The 14,040-nt window shown below is 72.0% G+C and carries 14 protein-coding genes; 8 read left to right on the forward strand and 6 right to left on the reverse strand.

Annotated elements, in window-relative coordinates:
• A partial coding sequence (locus CW362_RS43995; RefSeq protein WP_206300855.1) for a hypothetical protein occupies positions 1-268 on the forward strand: 268 nt, incomplete at its 5' end.
• A 204-nt stretch (positions 269-472) separates the two neighbouring features.
• Here the strand turns inward: CW362_RS43995 and glpX are convergent.
• Positions 473-1,504: a class II fructose-bisphosphatase gene (gene glpX, locus CW362_RS04040; protein WP_103547946.1), complete on the reverse strand. Its 1,032-nt coding sequence runs from the start codon at positions 1,502-1,504 to the stop codon at positions 473-475.
• Between the two features lie 126 nt (positions 1,505-1,630).
• On the opposite strand from glpX, the gene CW362_RS04045 reads away from it, so the two are divergent.
• Entirely contained in the window at positions 1,631-2,149 is a 519-nt protein-coding gene (locus CW362_RS04045; protein WP_103547947.1) for a DUF4245 domain-containing protein, read from the forward strand.
• Positions 2,150-2,267: 118 nt separating this feature from the next.
• Here CW362_RS04045 and CW362_RS04050 read toward each other — a convergent pair whose 3' ends face one another.
• The 3 genes from CW362_RS04050 to xseA form a co-directional block, all read right to left on the reverse strand.
• Positions 2,268-2,858, reverse strand: coding sequence for a malonic semialdehyde reductase (locus tag CW362_RS04050; RefSeq protein WP_103547948.1), 591 nt, complete (start codon positions 2,856-2,858; stop codon positions 2,268-2,270).
• A 230-nt stretch (positions 2,859-3,088) separates the two neighbouring features.
• Positions 3,089-3,325, reverse strand: a complete 237-nt coding sequence (locus tag CW362_RS04055; RefSeq protein ID WP_103547949.1) for an exodeoxyribonuclease VII small subunit — start codon at positions 3,323-3,325, stop codon at positions 3,089-3,091.
• Between the two features lie 9 nt (positions 3,326-3,334).
• On the reverse strand, positions 3,335-4,543 hold the full coding sequence (gene xseA / locus CW362_RS04060; RefSeq protein ID WP_103547950.1) for an exodeoxyribonuclease VII large subunit: 1,209 nt from the start codon (positions 4,541-4,543) through the stop codon (positions 3,335-3,337).
• A gap of 108 nt (positions 4,544-4,651) precedes the next feature.
• On the opposite strand from xseA, the gene CW362_RS04065 reads away from it, so the two are divergent.
• Both CW362_RS04065 and ppgK read left to right on the forward strand, forming a co-directional pair.
• Positions 4,652-5,665 (forward strand): 4-hydroxy-3-methylbut-2-enyl diphosphate reductase, encoded by a 1,014-nt coding sequence (locus CW362_RS04065; RefSeq protein ID WP_103547951.1) that lies wholly within the window; start codon positions 4,652-4,654, stop codon positions 5,663-5,665.
• Positions 5,666-5,694: 29 nt separating this feature from the next.
• Positions 5,695-6,447 carry a polyphosphate--glucose phosphotransferase gene (gene ppgK, locus CW362_RS04070; RefSeq protein WP_103547952.1) on the forward strand — a complete coding sequence of 251 codons (753 nt, stop codon included), beginning with the start codon at positions 5,695-5,697 and terminating at the stop codon, positions 6,445-6,447.
• 53 nt (positions 6,448-6,500) lie between these two features.
• On the opposite strand, the gene CW362_RS04075 is transcribed toward ppgK, so the two are convergent.
• Complete coding sequence (locus tag CW362_RS04075; protein WP_420856855.1) at positions 6,501-6,974, reverse strand: DUF6542 domain-containing protein; 474 nt, start codon at positions 6,972-6,974, stop codon at positions 6,501-6,503.
• A 305-nt stretch (positions 6,975-7,279) separates the two neighbouring features.
• On the opposite strand from CW362_RS04075, the gene ychF reads away from it, so the two are divergent.
• Together ychF and CW362_RS04085 are read left to right on the forward strand one after the other, a co-directional pair.
• Positions 7,280-8,368 (forward strand): redox-regulated ATPase YchF, encoded by a 1,089-nt coding sequence (gene ychF / locus CW362_RS04080; protein WP_103547954.1) that lies wholly within the window; start codon positions 7,280-7,282, stop codon positions 8,366-8,368.
• 217 nt (positions 8,369-8,585) lie between these two features.
• Positions 8,586-9,974 (forward strand): FAD-dependent oxidoreductase, encoded by a 1,389-nt coding sequence (locus tag CW362_RS04085; protein ID WP_103548077.1) that lies wholly within the window; start codon positions 8,586-8,588, stop codon positions 9,972-9,974.
• Between the two features lie 308 nt (positions 9,975-10,282).
• Here the strand turns inward: CW362_RS04085 and CW362_RS04090 are convergent, their stop codons facing one another.
• Positions 10,283-11,389, reverse strand: coding sequence for a threonine synthase (locus CW362_RS04090; RefSeq protein ID WP_103547955.1), 1,107 nt, complete (start codon positions 11,387-11,389; stop codon positions 10,283-10,285).
• Between the two features lie 181 nt (positions 11,390-11,570).
• Here CW362_RS04090 and CW362_RS04095 point away from each other — a divergent pair, with 181 nt between their 5' ends.
• The gene (locus tag CW362_RS04095) at positions 11,571-12,812 is read left to right on the forward strand and encodes a DUF4190 domain-containing protein (RefSeq protein ID WP_103547956.1); all 1,242 of its coding nucleotides are present in this window, start codon (positions 11,571-11,573) and stop codon (positions 12,810-12,812) included.
• Positions 12,813-12,959: 147 nt separating this feature from the next.
• On the forward strand, positions 12,960-13,712 hold the full coding sequence (locus CW362_RS04100; protein WP_103547957.1) for a GntR family transcriptional regulator: 753 nt from the start codon (positions 12,960-12,962) through the stop codon (positions 13,710-13,712).
• The last annotated feature ends 328 nt before the right edge of the window (positions 13,713-14,040 follow it).

Genomic DNA, 14,040 nt, shown 5'->3' on the forward strand with positions numbered 1-14,040 from the left:
TCCCCTGCGCAGGAGGGGCCGGGCCGCCCACCCCGCACGCGCGGGAGCCGAGCTGTTCGCCGCGTACGAGCAGGGGCCGGGTCGCATGCTCCGCCCGTGGGGGATCGGTCTGCTCGCCCCCCGGTGGGAGACGGGCCGCCCACCCCGCACACGCGGGAGTTCCGGGCCGTCCACCTGGCACGCGGGGGCGGCCGCCCACCTGGAACACGCGGGGCCGGACCCCTCACCCGCACGCGCGGGAGGCGAGTCGTTCGCCCCGTGGACGTGAAAGCCGGGCCGTCCGCCCTGTGCGCACGGGAGCGCGGGCCGGGCCGATCCGCGTGAGCGGGAGCCGGGGCGGCTCGTCCGCCTCGGCGCGGGGTCCGTGCACCCCTCCCGTCGGCCGGTGTCGGCGCAGGGAAAAGGGGCGCCCCTCCGCACAAGGGGCGCCCCTTTCGTGCCTCGCGGGCACCGGGCCCGCCGGCCGGTGGTCCTACTTGGCGCGGTCGAAGTCGATCGCGCTGTAGGCACGCAGCTTGCTCAGCCGGTGCTCCGACCTGATCTGGCGGACCGTGCCCGACTTGGACCGCATCACGATCGACTCGGTCGTCGCGGTCTCGGACCGGTAGCGCACTCCGCGCAGCAGCTCGCCGTCGGTGATCCCGGTCGCGACGAAGAAGACGTTCTCGCCGGAGACCAGGTCGTTCGTGGTCAGGACGCGGTCGAGGTCGTGCCCGGCGTCGACCGCCCGCTGCCGCTCCTCCTCGTCCTTGGGCCACAGCTTGCCCTGGATGGTGCCGCCGAGGCACTTGACGGCGCAGGCCGAGATGATGCCCTCGGGCGTGCCGCCGATGCCGAGCAGCAGGTCGATGCCGGTGCCCTCGCGCAGCGCGAGGATGGAACCCGCGACGTCGCCGTCGGAGATCAGCTTGATGCGCGCGCCGGTCTCCCGGATCTCCTTGATGATCCCGTCGTGGCGCGGCCGGTCGAGGATGACGACGGTGACGTCCTCGGGCGTGACCCGCTTGGCCTTGGCGACCCGGCGGATGTTCACCTCGACGGACGCGTTGATGTCGACGAAGTCGGCGGCCTCGGGACCGGTGACCAACTTGTCCATGTAGAAGACCGCGGACGGGTCGAACATGGTGCCGCGGTCGGCGGCGGCGAGCACGGCGATCGCGTTCGTCATGCCCTTGGCGGTGAGCGTGGTCCCGTCGATCGGGTCGACGGCGATGTCGCACTCGGGGCCGGTCCCGTCGCCGACGCGCTCCCCGTTGAAGAGCATGGGGGCCTCGTCCTTCTCCCCCTCGCCGATGACGACGACGCCGTTCATCGAGACGGTGGAGACGAGGGTGCGCATGGCCCGGACGGCGGCGCCGTCGGCACCGTTCTTGTCGCCGCGGCCGACCCAGCGGCCCGCCGCCATCGCGGCGGCCTCGGTGACCCGGACGAGCTCGAGGGCGAGGTTGCGGTCGGGGGCCTCGGACGGGACCTCGAGTTCGGAGGGCAGATGATGTTCGGTCATCGACACGCACCTTTCTGATACGACGACGGCCGGATGAGGGTGATGTCCCGACTCTATCGCCAGGCTTACAAAATGAGCAGGGGGCCCCACGGATGAGCAGACCAGGGCACCTGCGACGATAGGTGCGTGGCAGGTATGAAAGGCAAGCAGTCGGTCCGGGACATGATTCTTTCCCTGGGCCTCATCGGGCTCATGGCGGGCGTCATCTACATCTTCATCCCGCACGACGACTCCGAGCCCGATCTCAAGCGTGTCGACTACCGGGTCGAGCTGCTGACGGCGCGCCGCGCGGCGAGTTACCCCGTGGTGGCGCCCGAGGGTCTGCCCTCGGCGTGGAAGGCGACCTCGGTGCGCTACGACGGCAGCGAGTTCGATGCCTGGCATCTGGGTTTCCGGGCTCCCGACGGTCAGTACGTGGCGGTCGAGCAGTCCACTCAGCGGCCGGCCGTGTTCATCGACTCGGCGAGTCAGGGCGCACGGCGGACGAAGGCCACCGAGCGCATCGGCGACCAGGTCTGGCAGCGCTACGAGGGCGACCACTACGACGCCCTCGTCCTGGAGGGCAAGGGCTCCACGACGGTGGTGACCGGCACCGGGTCGTTCGCCTCGCTGGCGAAGATGGCGGAGGCCCTGAAGACCTCGTAGGTCCCCGCGGTACGGAGAAGGGCCCCCGGCGGCAGCGCCGGGGGCCCTTCTCGTGTGCGTGCGGGGCGAACGGCCCCAGCGGTCGTCCGCCGTGCCGGCCGTCTCTCCGTGCCGTCGGTCAGACGGTCGTGATGACCTGGTCGGCCTCCAGGCGCGGGGAGCGCGGGAACCAGGCGTCCTCGCCCGGCTTGCCGATGTTGACGATCATCAGCGGGGTGTGGTCGTCGTCCAGGAACTCCTTCTGGATCCCGGCGAGGTCGGCACCGGTCATCGGGCCCGCGGCGAGGCCGGCGGCGCGGACGCCGATGATGAAGTACGCGGCCTGGAGCGCGGCGTTCATCGCGGCGGAACCCTCACGGACCGGGCGCTCGGAGAAGAACATGTCCTTGGCCGCGGGGAAGTGGGGGAGGAGGGCCGGCAGCTCCTCGTGGAACTCGTTGTCCGCGGAGAGGATCGCGACCAGCGGGGCGGCGGCGGTCTTCGCCTGGTTGCCCTCGGCGAGGTGCCGCACCAGGCGCTCGCGCGCCTCGGGGGAGCGGACCAGGGTGATGCGCAGCGGCGACTGGTTGAAGGCGGTCGGGCCGAACTTGACCAGGTCGTAGATCGCCTGCACCTGCTCGTCGGTCACCGGCTCGTCGGTGAAGGTGTTCGCGGTGCGGGCCTCGCGGAACAGCAGGTCCTGAGCGGTGGGGTCAAGGACGAGAGACATGAGAAACCTTCTCGGTACGTGCGGTGGATCCGGGGGGATCTGTTGGCGGGTACGACAGTACGCCGAAGAGGTTTAAGTTTCAATCAAAAAGGGAGCATGGTGATCCGCTTCACAGGGGCGGAGGTCGAGGAGAAGGGGTCCCGCGCACGCAATGACCCCCCGTACGGCTGTGGCCGGCCCCCGGTGAGGGGCCGGCCACAGCCGTACGGGGGGTCACCCGCGACCGCTCGTCACTCGGAACCGGAGCCGGTGTCCTCCTCCTGGGACTCCTCGGCCATGGCCGCGTCCAGCCGGGCCCGCGCGCCCTCCAGCCAGCGCCGGCACACCTTGGCCAGTTCCTCGCCGCGCTCCCAGAGCGCCAGGGACTCCTCCAGGGTCGTACCGCCCGCCTCCAGGCGGCGCACGACCTCGATCAGCTCGTCCCGTGCCTGCTCGTACCCGAGCGCCTCGTCCGTCTTGCCGGTCATGTGCCCACCCTATGCATCGACTCGAACCGTGAATTCACCCTCGGCGACCCGCGCCCGCAGCGTCTCGTCCGCCGCCACCTCGGCCGGGTCCCGGACCACATGGCCGTCGGCCCGCTGCAGCACCGCGTACCCCCGCTGGAGGGTCGCGGCGGGGGAGAGGGCCACCACGCGCGCGTGGGTGTGCGTCAGCTCCGAGTCCGCGCGGTCCAGCAGATGCCCGAGACTGCGCCGGCTCCGGTCGAGCAGGGCGGCGACCTGGTCCGCCCGCTCGTCGACCATCCGGTACGGGTCCTCCAGCGAGGGCCGGGCCAGCGCCTGCGCGAGGCCCCGCTCCTCGCGGTCGACGAGCGCCCCCACGCAGCGCCGCGCGCGGTCCCGCAGGAACCGCACCCGCTCGTACTCCTCGCCGACGTCCGGCACGACCTTCTTGGCGGCGTCCGTCGGTGTGGACGCCCTCAGGTCGGCCACCAGGTCGAGCAGCGGGCTGTCCGGCTCGTGCCCGATCGCCGACACGACCGGCGTGCCACAGGCCGCGACCGCGCGCACGAGCTGCTCGTCGGAGAACGGCAGCAGGTCCTCCACGCTGCCGCCGCCGCGCGCCACGACGATCACGTCGACCTCGTCGAGCGCGTCCAGTTCCCGCACCGCCTGCACGACCTGCGGCACGGCGTGGACGCCCTGCACGGCGACGTTGCGCACCTCGAAGCGGACGGCGGGCCAGCGCCGCCGCGCGTTCTCCAGCACGTCCCGCTCGGCCGCCGACGCGCGTCCGCACACCAGCCCGATGAGCTGCGGCAGGAACGGCAGCGGCTTCTTGCGCTCGGCCGCGAACAGCCCCTCGGCCGCCAGCGACTTCTTCAGCTGCTCGAGGCGGGCCAGGAGCTCCCCCACTCCCACCGGCTTGATCTCGGCGGCGCGCAGGGACAGCTGCCCGCGCGGCGCGTACCACTCCGGCTTGGCGTGGACGACCACCCGGGCGCCCTCGCTCACGACGTCGGCGACCGCGTCGAAGACCTGCCGGTAACAGGTCACGCTCACCGAGACGTCGTACGACGGGTCGCGCAGCGTCAGGAAGACGACGCCCGCGCCCGGGCGCCGCGACAACTGGGTGATCTGCCCCTCGACCCACACCGCGCCGAGCCGGTCGATCCATCCCCCGATGAGCCGTGACACCTCGCCGACGGGCAGCGGAGCGTCCGCGGACGTGTTGAGAGCCATGCGCCGAGCGTAGTGGCCGCCACCGACAACACCCGCGAGCCCGTACGCCCCGGTCAGCGGTCATGTCCCCCGGGAGGCGATCCCCGGCCCGCCGGGCGCGGCCTTACGATGGTGGGCATGACCGCTTCTCCTGGCCGCCGTGTCCTGCTCGCCGCCCCCCGTGGCTACTGCGCGGGCGTGGACCGCGCCGTGATCGCCGTCGAGAAGGCCCTCGAGCAGTACGGGGCTCCGATCTACGTCCGTCACGAGATCGTCCACAACAAGTACGTCGTGCAGACGCTGGAGAAGAAGGGCGCGATCTTCGTCGAGCAGACGGCGGAGGTCCCCGAGGGGTCCATCGTCATGTTCTCGGCGCACGGCGTCGCCCCCGTGGTCCACGAGGAGGCCGCCGCGGGCAAGCTCGCCACCATCGACGCGACCTGCCCGCTGGTCACCAAGGTCCACAAGGAAGCCGTCCGCTTCGCGAACGAGGACTTCGACATCCTCCTCATCGGCCACGAGGGCCACGAGGAGGTCATCGGCACCTCCGGGGAGGCGCCCGACCACATCACCCTGGTCGACGGCCCCGAGGACGTCGCCAAGGTCGAGGTCCGCGACCCCTCCAAGGTCGTCTGGCTCTCCCAGACCACCCTCTCCGTGGACGAGACCATGGAGACGGTCGACGCCCTCAAGGAGAAGTTCCCGCTGCTCATCTCCCCGCCGAGCGACGACATCTGCTACGCCACGCAGAACCGTCAGCTCGCCGTGAAGCAGATGGGCGCGGAGGCCGACCTGGTCATCGTGGTCGGATCGCGCAACTCCTCCAACTCGGTGCGGCTGGTCGAGGTGGCCAAGCTCGCCGGCGCCCGCGCCGCCCACCTGGTGGACTTCGCCGAGGAGATCGACGAGGCCTGGCTGGAGGGTGTGACCACGGTCGGCGTCACCTCCGGCGCCTCCGTCCCCGAGGTCCTCGTCGAGCAGGTCCTGGAATTCCTGTCCGGGCACGGCTTCGAGGACGTGGAGATCGTCAAGGCCGCCGAGGAGTCCATCACCTTCTCGCTCCCCAAGGAGCTGCGCCGCGACCTGCGTGCCGAGGCCGCCGCGCTGGTGGAGGCGCGCACCGGCGGTCCGTCCGGGAAGTGACGGTCAGCCGTACGACGTAACGTAGGGCCATGAAGATCTTCGGTGTGGACATCGGCGGATCCGGGATCAAGGGTGCCCCGGTGGACCTTGATCGCGGTGACTTGGCGGAGGAGCGCTGCAAGGTGCTCACCCCGCACCCCGCGACGCCCGACGCGGTGGCCGACGGGGTGAAGGACGTCATCGACCACTTCGGCTGGACCGGCCCGGTGGGCATCACGTTCCCGGGCGTGGTGACCGGTGGTTCCACCATCCGTACGGCGGCCAACGTCGACAAGTCCTGGATCGACGTGGACGCGGGCGCGCTGCTCGGCGAGCGGCTCGGCGGGCTGCCGGTGACCGTGCTGAACGACGCCGACGCGGCGGGTGTCGCGGAGATGGAGTTCGGCGCGGGCAGGGGCCGCCGGGGCACGGTCATCCTGCTCACCTTCGGCACCGGTATCGGCAGCGCCGTCTTCACCGAGGGCGAGCTGGTCCCGAACACCGAGCTGGGCCACCTGGAGCTGAACGGCCACGACGCCGAGAAGAAGGCCTCCACCAAGGCCAAGGACGACAACGGGCTGACCTGGGAGCACTGGTCGCGCCGCGTCACCAAGTACCTCACCCACGTCGAGATGCTCTTCTCCCCGGAGCTCTTCATCATCGGCGGCGGCGTCAGCCGCAAGGCCGAGAAGTTCCTGCCGCTGATCCAGGGCATCAAGGCGGAGATCGTCCCCGCGCAGCTCCAGAACAACGCAGGGATCGTGGGCGCGGCGATGCGGGCGGCGCAGATCCACCACCCCTAGGGCGCTCCTGGTCCCGTCACCCCCGGGGCGCTCCTGGACCCGTCCGCGACGGGTCAGCGGGGCTGTCGGCCGGGCGGCAGGACGCGTGCCCGGTCACGCCGCCGGTCCGCCCGGCGGCGGTTCACCAGGCGGATCCGGCGGAAGGCCACGACGAGGACCGCGGCCAGCGTTCCCCCGTACAGCCAGCCCGCCTGTAGGGCGAGGGCGGTGACCAGGCCCATGAGGAGGCCGCCGGCACCGCCTCCGCCGTCGTCGGTGATCGGCGGCAGCCCGACGGCGAAGGCGATCGGTACGACCACGGGGGCGGTCACCAGGTCGCCGGGCCGCACCCACAGCGCGGTCAGCACGCACACCGGCAGGAACAGCACCCCGTACACCGTCGCCGACCCGCCGAACAGCAGTTGGTCGACGCAGGCCAGCACGAACATCGACGCGCCGCAGAACAGGCCGCAGCCGAGCCCGGTCAGCCGGGGACGCGACGCCGGGCGCGCCTCCCGGACACCGGCGGGCGCGGGCCGTCGTACCACCGGGCCGTCCCGTCGGACACCGCCGCCCGCGGCCCGTCCGGCCTGCGCCGGAACGGGTGCGCCGCGTCGCGGTCCGTGCTGGGGGGGACGCGTCCTGTGTTGCTCCACTGGACCAACTTAGGTCGTTTTATGTGTGGAATGCTCCATGGGACACGCCGAAGATCAGCCGAAGTCGCGGCCGTGGAACGAGCTTGGCCATGCGTTCGATACCTCGCGGGCGGGGGCCGGGGCACGCCGTAGACTGGTGGATCGGCCCGCTCTTCTGGAGGGCCCTTCGCCCATCCTCTCGTACGGGAAGTCGCAACGTGTCGCTCACGATCGGAATCGTCGGTCTGCCCAACGTCGGCAAGTCGACCCTGTTCAACGCCCTGACCAAGAACGACGTGCTCGCGGCCAACTACCCGTTCGCCACGATCGAGCCGAACGTCGGCGTGGTCGGCGTCCCCGACCCCCGGCTGACCAAGCTGGCCGAGATCTTCTCCTCGCAGCGCGTCCTGCCGGCGACCGTCGACTTCGTCGACATCGCGGGCATCGTGCGCGGCGCCAGCGAGGGCGAGGGCCTGGGCAACAAGTTCCTCGCGAACATCCGCGAGTCGGACGCGATCTGCCAGGTCATCCGCGCGTTCAAGGACGAGAACGTCGTGCACGTCGACGGCAAGGTCTCGCCCAAGGACGACATCGAGACGATCAACACCGAGCTGATCCTCGCCGACCTCCAGACGATCGAGAAGGTCCTGCCGCGGCTCCAGAAGGAGTCGCGCATCAAGAAGGACGTCGCGCCCAAGGTCGCGGCGGTCGAGGCGGCCAAGGAGATCCTGGAGAAGGGCGACACCCTGTTCTCCGCGGGCATCGTCCAGGGCTCCGGCAACGAGGAACTGCTGCACGACCTGCACCTGCTCACCACCAAGCCGTTCCTGTACGTCTTCAACGTGGACGAGGACGAACTGGTCGACGAGGACTTCAAGGCCGAGCAGCGCGCCCTGGTCGCCCCCGCCGAGGCGATCTTCCTCAACGCCAAGCTGGAGCAGGACCTCGCCGAGCTCGACGAGGAGGACGCCCTGGAGCTGCTGGAGTCGGTGGGCGCCGAGGAGCCGGGCCTGGCCACCCTCGCCCGCGTCGGCTTCAACACCCTCGGTCTCCAGACCTACCTGACGGCCGGCCCCAAGGAGTCCCGCGCCTGGACGATCAAGAAGGGCGCGACGGCCCCCGAGGCGGCCGGTGTCATCCACACCGACTTCCAGAAGGGCTTCATCAAGGCCGAGGTCATCTCCTTCGCCGACCTGGTCGAGACCGGCTCGGTCGCCGAGGCCCGCGCCAAGGGCAAGGCCCGCATGGAGGGCAAGGAGTACGTCATGCAGGACGGCGACGTGGTGGAGTTCCGCTTCAACGTCTGATCGGACCATCGGGAGACGCCCCGGGCCCGCTTGTCGGCGGGGCGGGCGCGTTCGGGAGGCGCAGAAGGGCGGGGACGCGGTCAACCCGCCCTGCTGAGCGGGATACTGGTGCCTTTCGACGACGTGGCGATCAGAGGGGGGCGGATCGATGAGTTCTGCCGGGGAACCGGACGGTTGGGGCGTGGGCGGCGCCAGGGGCGTGCGCCATGCGGTCGTCGTGGGCGGGAGCCTCGCGGGGCTCCTCGCGGCGCACGTCCTCGCCGGACACGCCGACCGGGTGACCGTCGTGGAGCGCGATCGCTTCCCGGGTGGCACGAAGTCGCGGCCCGGCGTACCGCAGGGCCGGCATCCGCATGTCCTGTTGCAGGGTGGTCAGGTGGCCTTGGAGTCGCTGCTGCCGGGCTTTCTGGCGGAGCTGGCGGCGGCGGGGGCGCCGCGGGTGGGCATGCCGTCGGACATGGTGCTGTGGCAGACCGGCCGCTGGTTCCGCCGGGTGCCCGCGACGACACACATCTACACCGGTTCCCGCGCACAGCTCGAGGAGCTGGTGCGGCGGCGGGTGCTCGCCGACCCGGTGATCGACGTGGTGGAAGGGACCGATGTCGTCGGGCTCCTCGGTGACGCCTCACGCGTGCGTGGAGTGCTGCTGCGAGAGCGCTCGGGCGACGCCCGCGGGGAGCGGCGGGCCCTTGAGGCCGACCTGGTCGTCGATGCCTCCGGCCGCGGCACGAAGGCGTCACAGTGGCTCATGACGATCGGCGCCGAGGCCCCGCACGAGGAGACCATCGACACGGGGCTCGCGTACGCCTCGCGCGTCTACCGCGGCAGGAGCGGCGTCCTCGACGGCGACACCGTCGCCTACTACGCCTACCCCGACCCCGACCAGGTGCACGCCGGCGGCGCTCTGCCGCTGGAGGACGGCAGTCATCTGGTCATCGTCTCGGGGCTGCGCGGCGACGAACCGCCCACGGACGACGACGAGTTCGTGACGTACACCAAGAGGCTGCCGCATCCGCTCCTGCACCGGTGGCTGGACGAGGCCGAACCGCTCTCGCCGGCGTTCGGCTACCGGCAGACCGCGAACATCCGCCGCCGCTACGACCTGCCCGGTCGCCGCCCGGCCGGATTCCTCGCCACCGGCGACGCCCTGTGCACCTTCAACCCGATCTACGGGCAAGGCATGGCCGTCGCCGCGATGAGCGCGGTCGCCCTGCGAGACGCACTGGCCGACCGGCGCCGGCCGCCCACGACGCGGCGAGTGCAGCGGGCACTCCTCGCGGCGTCCCGGCAGGCGTGGGACATCTCCGCCGGTGCGGACCGCAAGATGCCGGGTGCGGTCGGCACCGCGATCGTCGGCGGACCCGCGGACCGTGTCGCCGGCTGGTACCTGCGCCGGGTCCAGGAGCGGGCTCCCGGCGACCCTGTCGTGGGGCGCGCCTTCCGCTCCGTGCTGACCCTCTCCGAGCCCGTCACCTCTCTGTTCGCCCCGCCCGTGGCGCGGGCCGTTCTCTTCCGCCCGCCGGCGCCGAGCCCCGCCGAGCCGCCGGCCGCCCCGGAGGCCCGAGATCCCTCACCTCGCGAGTGCCCCTCCGCGCGAGCGTCGTAGGGCGCGTCGGCCTCGCCGTCGAGCTGCTGGACAAGTCTCTTGACGCGGGAGGTCATGACGCCGAGTGGCCGCGGAGCCAGAAGGTGGGCAGTCACCGGCAGAGCACTGAACGGTCCTCCGGCCACGGGGCCGGCGCTTCTGCCTCCCGGTCCTCGAAGGGGTCGAGCGGCTCGTCGGCCGCCGGGGACCGGACGAACCGTCGGCCGTGCTGGTCGCAGGCGCCGAAGTCCTGGTAGTTGCGCCGGGCCGGACGGGGGGAGGTCAAGCGTTGTGCACGACGGAGCGATGTCCGACGTGGCGGCCGGGGATCAGGCCCGCGCCATGCCCGTCTTCGCTCCCGCCCCGCACAGCGGCACCACGGCCTCGCGCCGGCCGAGCGCGCCTTCCCGGACCGCGGCCCAGCAGGCCACCCCCGTGGACTCCACGTACAGCCCGCGACCCGCCAGATCCGCCTGGGCGTGACGGATCTGGTCCTCCGTCACGGTCAGGAAGGCACCCCCGGAGGCGCGCACCGCGCTCAGGATCTGGCGGGCCCGCGGCGGGTGCGGGATCGCGATGCCCTCGGCGAACGTGGGTGCCGCGGGGGTCACCCCGACGAGGTCGTCGGCCCCCTCGGACCAGGCGCGGGCCAGCGGGGCGACCGCGGCGGCCTGGACGGCGTACAGGGCGGGCCTCTTGTCGATCAGCCCCGCCGCGTGCAGTTCGGCCACGGCGAGGGCGGCGCCGAGGAGCAGCGTGCCGTTGCCGACCGGCAGCACGACGGCGTCCGGCAGACGGCCGCCGAGGTCCTCCCAGAGTTCGTGGACGTACGTCTTCGTGCCGTGCAGGAAGTAGGGGTTGAAGACGTGCGAGGCGTAGAACACGCCGTCCTCGCCCGCCGCCTCGCGCGCCGCGCGTGCCGTCGCCTCGCGGTCGCCCTCCACCACCCGCAGCCGGGCCCCGTGCGCCTCGATCTGCTCCAGCTTCTTCGCGGAGGTGCCCTCGGGGACGTACACGGTGCAGGGAAGTCCGGCCCGCGCGCAGTAGGCGGCGACCGCCGTGCCCGCGTTGCCGCTGCTGTCCGCGATCACCCGCCGGGGCCCGAGCCGCAGCGCCAGCTCGGCCAGCAGCACGGCCCCGCGGTCCTTGAAGGACAGCGTCGGCATCAGGAAGTCCAGCTTGGCGAGGACGCCCTCGCGCAGGGGGACCAGCGGAGTGCGGCCCTCGCCGAGGCTGACCGTGGGCGCGGCCAGCGGCAGGCACTCGGCGTACCGCCACATCGAGTTCACCCGGCCGGTGAGGGACGCGAGGGGGGCCGGCGTCGGCGCGAAGTCCAGATCGAGCGGGCCGCGGCAGACGGGGCAGCACCAGGCGAGCGAGCCGGCGGGGACGCGGGTGCCGTCCGTCGGGCAGAAGCAGTCCGGCAGTGCGGTCATGGGTGCAGGTTAGACGCGCCGCCGGGGGCGGGGCGTCGTGAGTGCTCCGGAACGGCCGGTATCCGGCGATCGCCCGGGACGGCCTCCGCCGCAGTCCCGCCCGTGCCGCGCTTACGATGCGCGCAGCCGTTCGGCAGTCGTACGCGCGTTTCATCAGGATGGACGAGGAGCAAGGTAGACCGTGGCCACACCCCCGCCGCCCGGCCCGCAGCGGCCCGAGGGGCAGTACCCGCCGCCGGGGCTGCCGCCGTATCCGCACACCCCGTCCCCCCAGGGGGCCGCTCCCTACGGCCCCTACCAGCAAGGGCCCTACCAGCACGGGCCGTACACGGGTCCGTACCAGCCCTGGGGGCAGGGCTACTCCCCGTACAACCGGCCCGCTCCCTTCAACGGGCTCGCGATCGCGGCGCTGGTCCTCGGCGTCCTCTGCTTCCTGCCCGCCGTCGGACTGGTGCTCGGGACCGTCGCGCTCGTCCAGATCAAGAAGCGTGGCGAGCGCGGCAAGGGGATGGCGGTGGCCGGCATGGTGCTGTCGTCGATCGGCGTCGTGCTGCTCGCGCTCGTGGTCGCCACCGGGGGAGCGCGCGACTTCTGGGACGGTTTCAGGGAGGGGGCGGGCGGCGGCAGCGCGTTCTCCCTGCACAAGGGCGAGTGCTTCGACGCGCCGGGCGGCGCACTGGAGGGCGTCGCCTACGACGTCGACGTGGTGCCGTGCGCGGGGAGGCACGACGCCGAGGTGTTCGCCGAGGCGAGGGCGTACGGCGGCTCCTACCCCGGCGACTCCGCCGTCTCCGACCAGGCCGGGGACATGTGCTACTCGCTCACGGACACGTACGCGATGGACGGCTGGGCCGTTCCGGACGACGTCGACGTCTACTACTTCACGCCGACCCGGCAGAGCTGGAGCGCGGGCGACCGTGAGATCACCTGCATGTTCGGGAGCGCCGACGAGCACGGGACGCTGACCGGCTCGCTGCGCGAGGACGCCACGACGCTCGACGCGGACCAGCTCGCCTATCTGGAGGCGGTACGGGTCCTCAACAGGGCGATGGACACGGCCCCCGACGAGGAGTACGTCGAGGACGACCTGCCGGGTCACAAGAAGTGGGCGACCAGGGTCGCGGGTGCCCTCACGAAGCAGGCGGGACTGCTCCGCGGCCACACGTTCGCCCCCGCCGCGAGCGAGCGGGTCGCGGTCCTGGTCGAGGATCTCGAACGGTCCCGGAAGGAATGGGCGAAGGCCGCGGCCGCGCCGGACGCCGACACCTTCTACGCCCACTACGAGAAGGCCCTGAAGCTCCTCGACCCCGAGAAGACGGTCACCACCCGCAAGGCTCTGGGCCTCGCCACCACCCCGCCGAAGGGCGACGAGGGCGGAGGTGCCGGTAGCGGCGGCGAAGACGGCACCGGAATCGAGGTGTGACGGCGGCCACAGTGGGGAGAAAGTGCCTGCGTAGAGCCCTCGGGGACGTGCGTCATCACATTGAGTGATTCTCTGGCCTTTGCTTGCACGACACAACCCACGGTTGCCACGCTGTTGCTGTCTGTACAACCTGATGGGAGCGGCTAAGTGACATTCGGTGAGCAGCCGGCGTACCTGCGCGTCGCGGGTGATCTCCGCAAGAAGATCGTCGACGGCTCGCTGCCACCGCACACCCGGCTCCCCTCGCAGGCCAGGATCCGCGAGGAGTACGGGGTCTCGGACACGGTCGCCCTGGAGGCGCGCAAGGTGCTCATGGCCGAGGGCCTGGTCGAGGGCCGCTCCGGTTCGGGCACCTACGTCCGCGAGCGGCCGGTGCCGCGCCGCGTCGCCCGCTCCGGATACCGGCCGGACAGCGGCGCCACCCCCTTCCGCCAGGAGCAGGCCGACTTCGCCGTGCGCGGCACCTGGGAGTCCCACAGCCGGCAGGTGGAGGCGGGCGGCGCGATCGCCGAACGGCTGGCCATCCAGCCGGGCGACCGCGTGATGTGCACGAACTACGTCTACCGGGACGGCGGCGAGGCGATGATGCTCTCCACGTCCTGGGAGCCGCTCGCCGTGACCGGGCGCACGCCGGTGATGCTCCCCGAGGAGGGCCCGCTCGGCGGCATGGGTGTCGTCGAGCGCATGGCGGCCATCGACGTGATCGTGGACAACGTCACCGAGGAGGTGGGCGCGCGTCCCGGCCTCGCCGAGGAACTCCTGGCGCTGGGCGGCGTGCCCGGGCACGTGGTCGTCGTCATCCAGCGCACCTTCTACGCCTCGGGCCGTCCGGTGGAGACGGCGGACGTGGTGGTCCCGGCGGACCGCTACCGGATCGCCTATCACCTGCCGGTGAAGTGACCACGCGTCACCTTCGCCCGGCATGCGGTCCGGCGTCCCGCCCGGCATGCGGTCCGGCGTCCCGCGCGGCGCTTCGTGAGGTCCGGCGGCCCCGTGCGTCGGCCGGGGCGCCCCGCCCCGGCGCGGGCGTCCGTGAGGCCGGTTGGAATCTGGCCTTTCTCGAATGGAGGACCGGGGGCGACTTCACCCTGTTCGGGGGTACGTGAGGGTCGTGAGCGGCGCGTTCGGCGGCGTGCGCCCCCTGGGCCGACGTTCCCTACTGGCCGGTTGCGTATCTCTTTGTGTAAACCCGTGTTCGCTGCGTGAAGGTGAGGCGTAGGCTCGGGCA

It is taken from the genome of Streptomyces populi (assembly GCF_002911015.1).
Classification (GTDB): domain Bacteria; phylum Actinomycetota; class Actinomycetes; order Streptomycetales; family Streptomycetaceae; genus Streptomyces; species Streptomyces populi.

Excerpts from the sequence above, each read along its gene's own strand:
- CW362_RS04050 (WP_103547948.1), bottom strand. The coding sequence starts at position 2,858 with ATGTCTCTCGTCCTTGACCCCACCGCTCAGGACCTGCTGTTCCGCGAG.
- xseA (WP_103547950.1), bottom strand. The coding sequence starts at position 4,543 with ATGGCTCTCAACACGTCCGCGGACGCTCCGCTGCCCGTCGGCGAGGTG.
- CW362_RS04055 (WP_103547949.1), bottom strand. The coding sequence starts at position 3,325 with ATGACCGGCAAGACGGACGAGGCGCTCGGGTACGAGCAGGCACGGGAC.
- CW362_RS04090 (WP_103547955.1), bottom strand. The coding sequence starts at position 11,389 with ATGACCGCACTGCCGGACTGCTTCTGCCCGACGGACGGCACCCGCGTC.
- glpX (WP_103547946.1), bottom strand. The coding sequence starts at position 1,504 with ATGACCGAACATCATCTGCCCTCCGAACTCGAGGTCCCGTCCGAGGCC.
- ppgK (WP_103547952.1), top strand. The coding sequence starts at position 5,695 with ATGAAGATCTTCGGTGTGGACATCGGCGGATCCGGGATCAAGGGTGCC.
- CW362_RS04065 (WP_103547951.1), top strand. The coding sequence starts at position 4,652 with ATGGTGGGCATGACCGCTTCTCCTGGCCGCCGTGTCCTGCTCGCCGCC.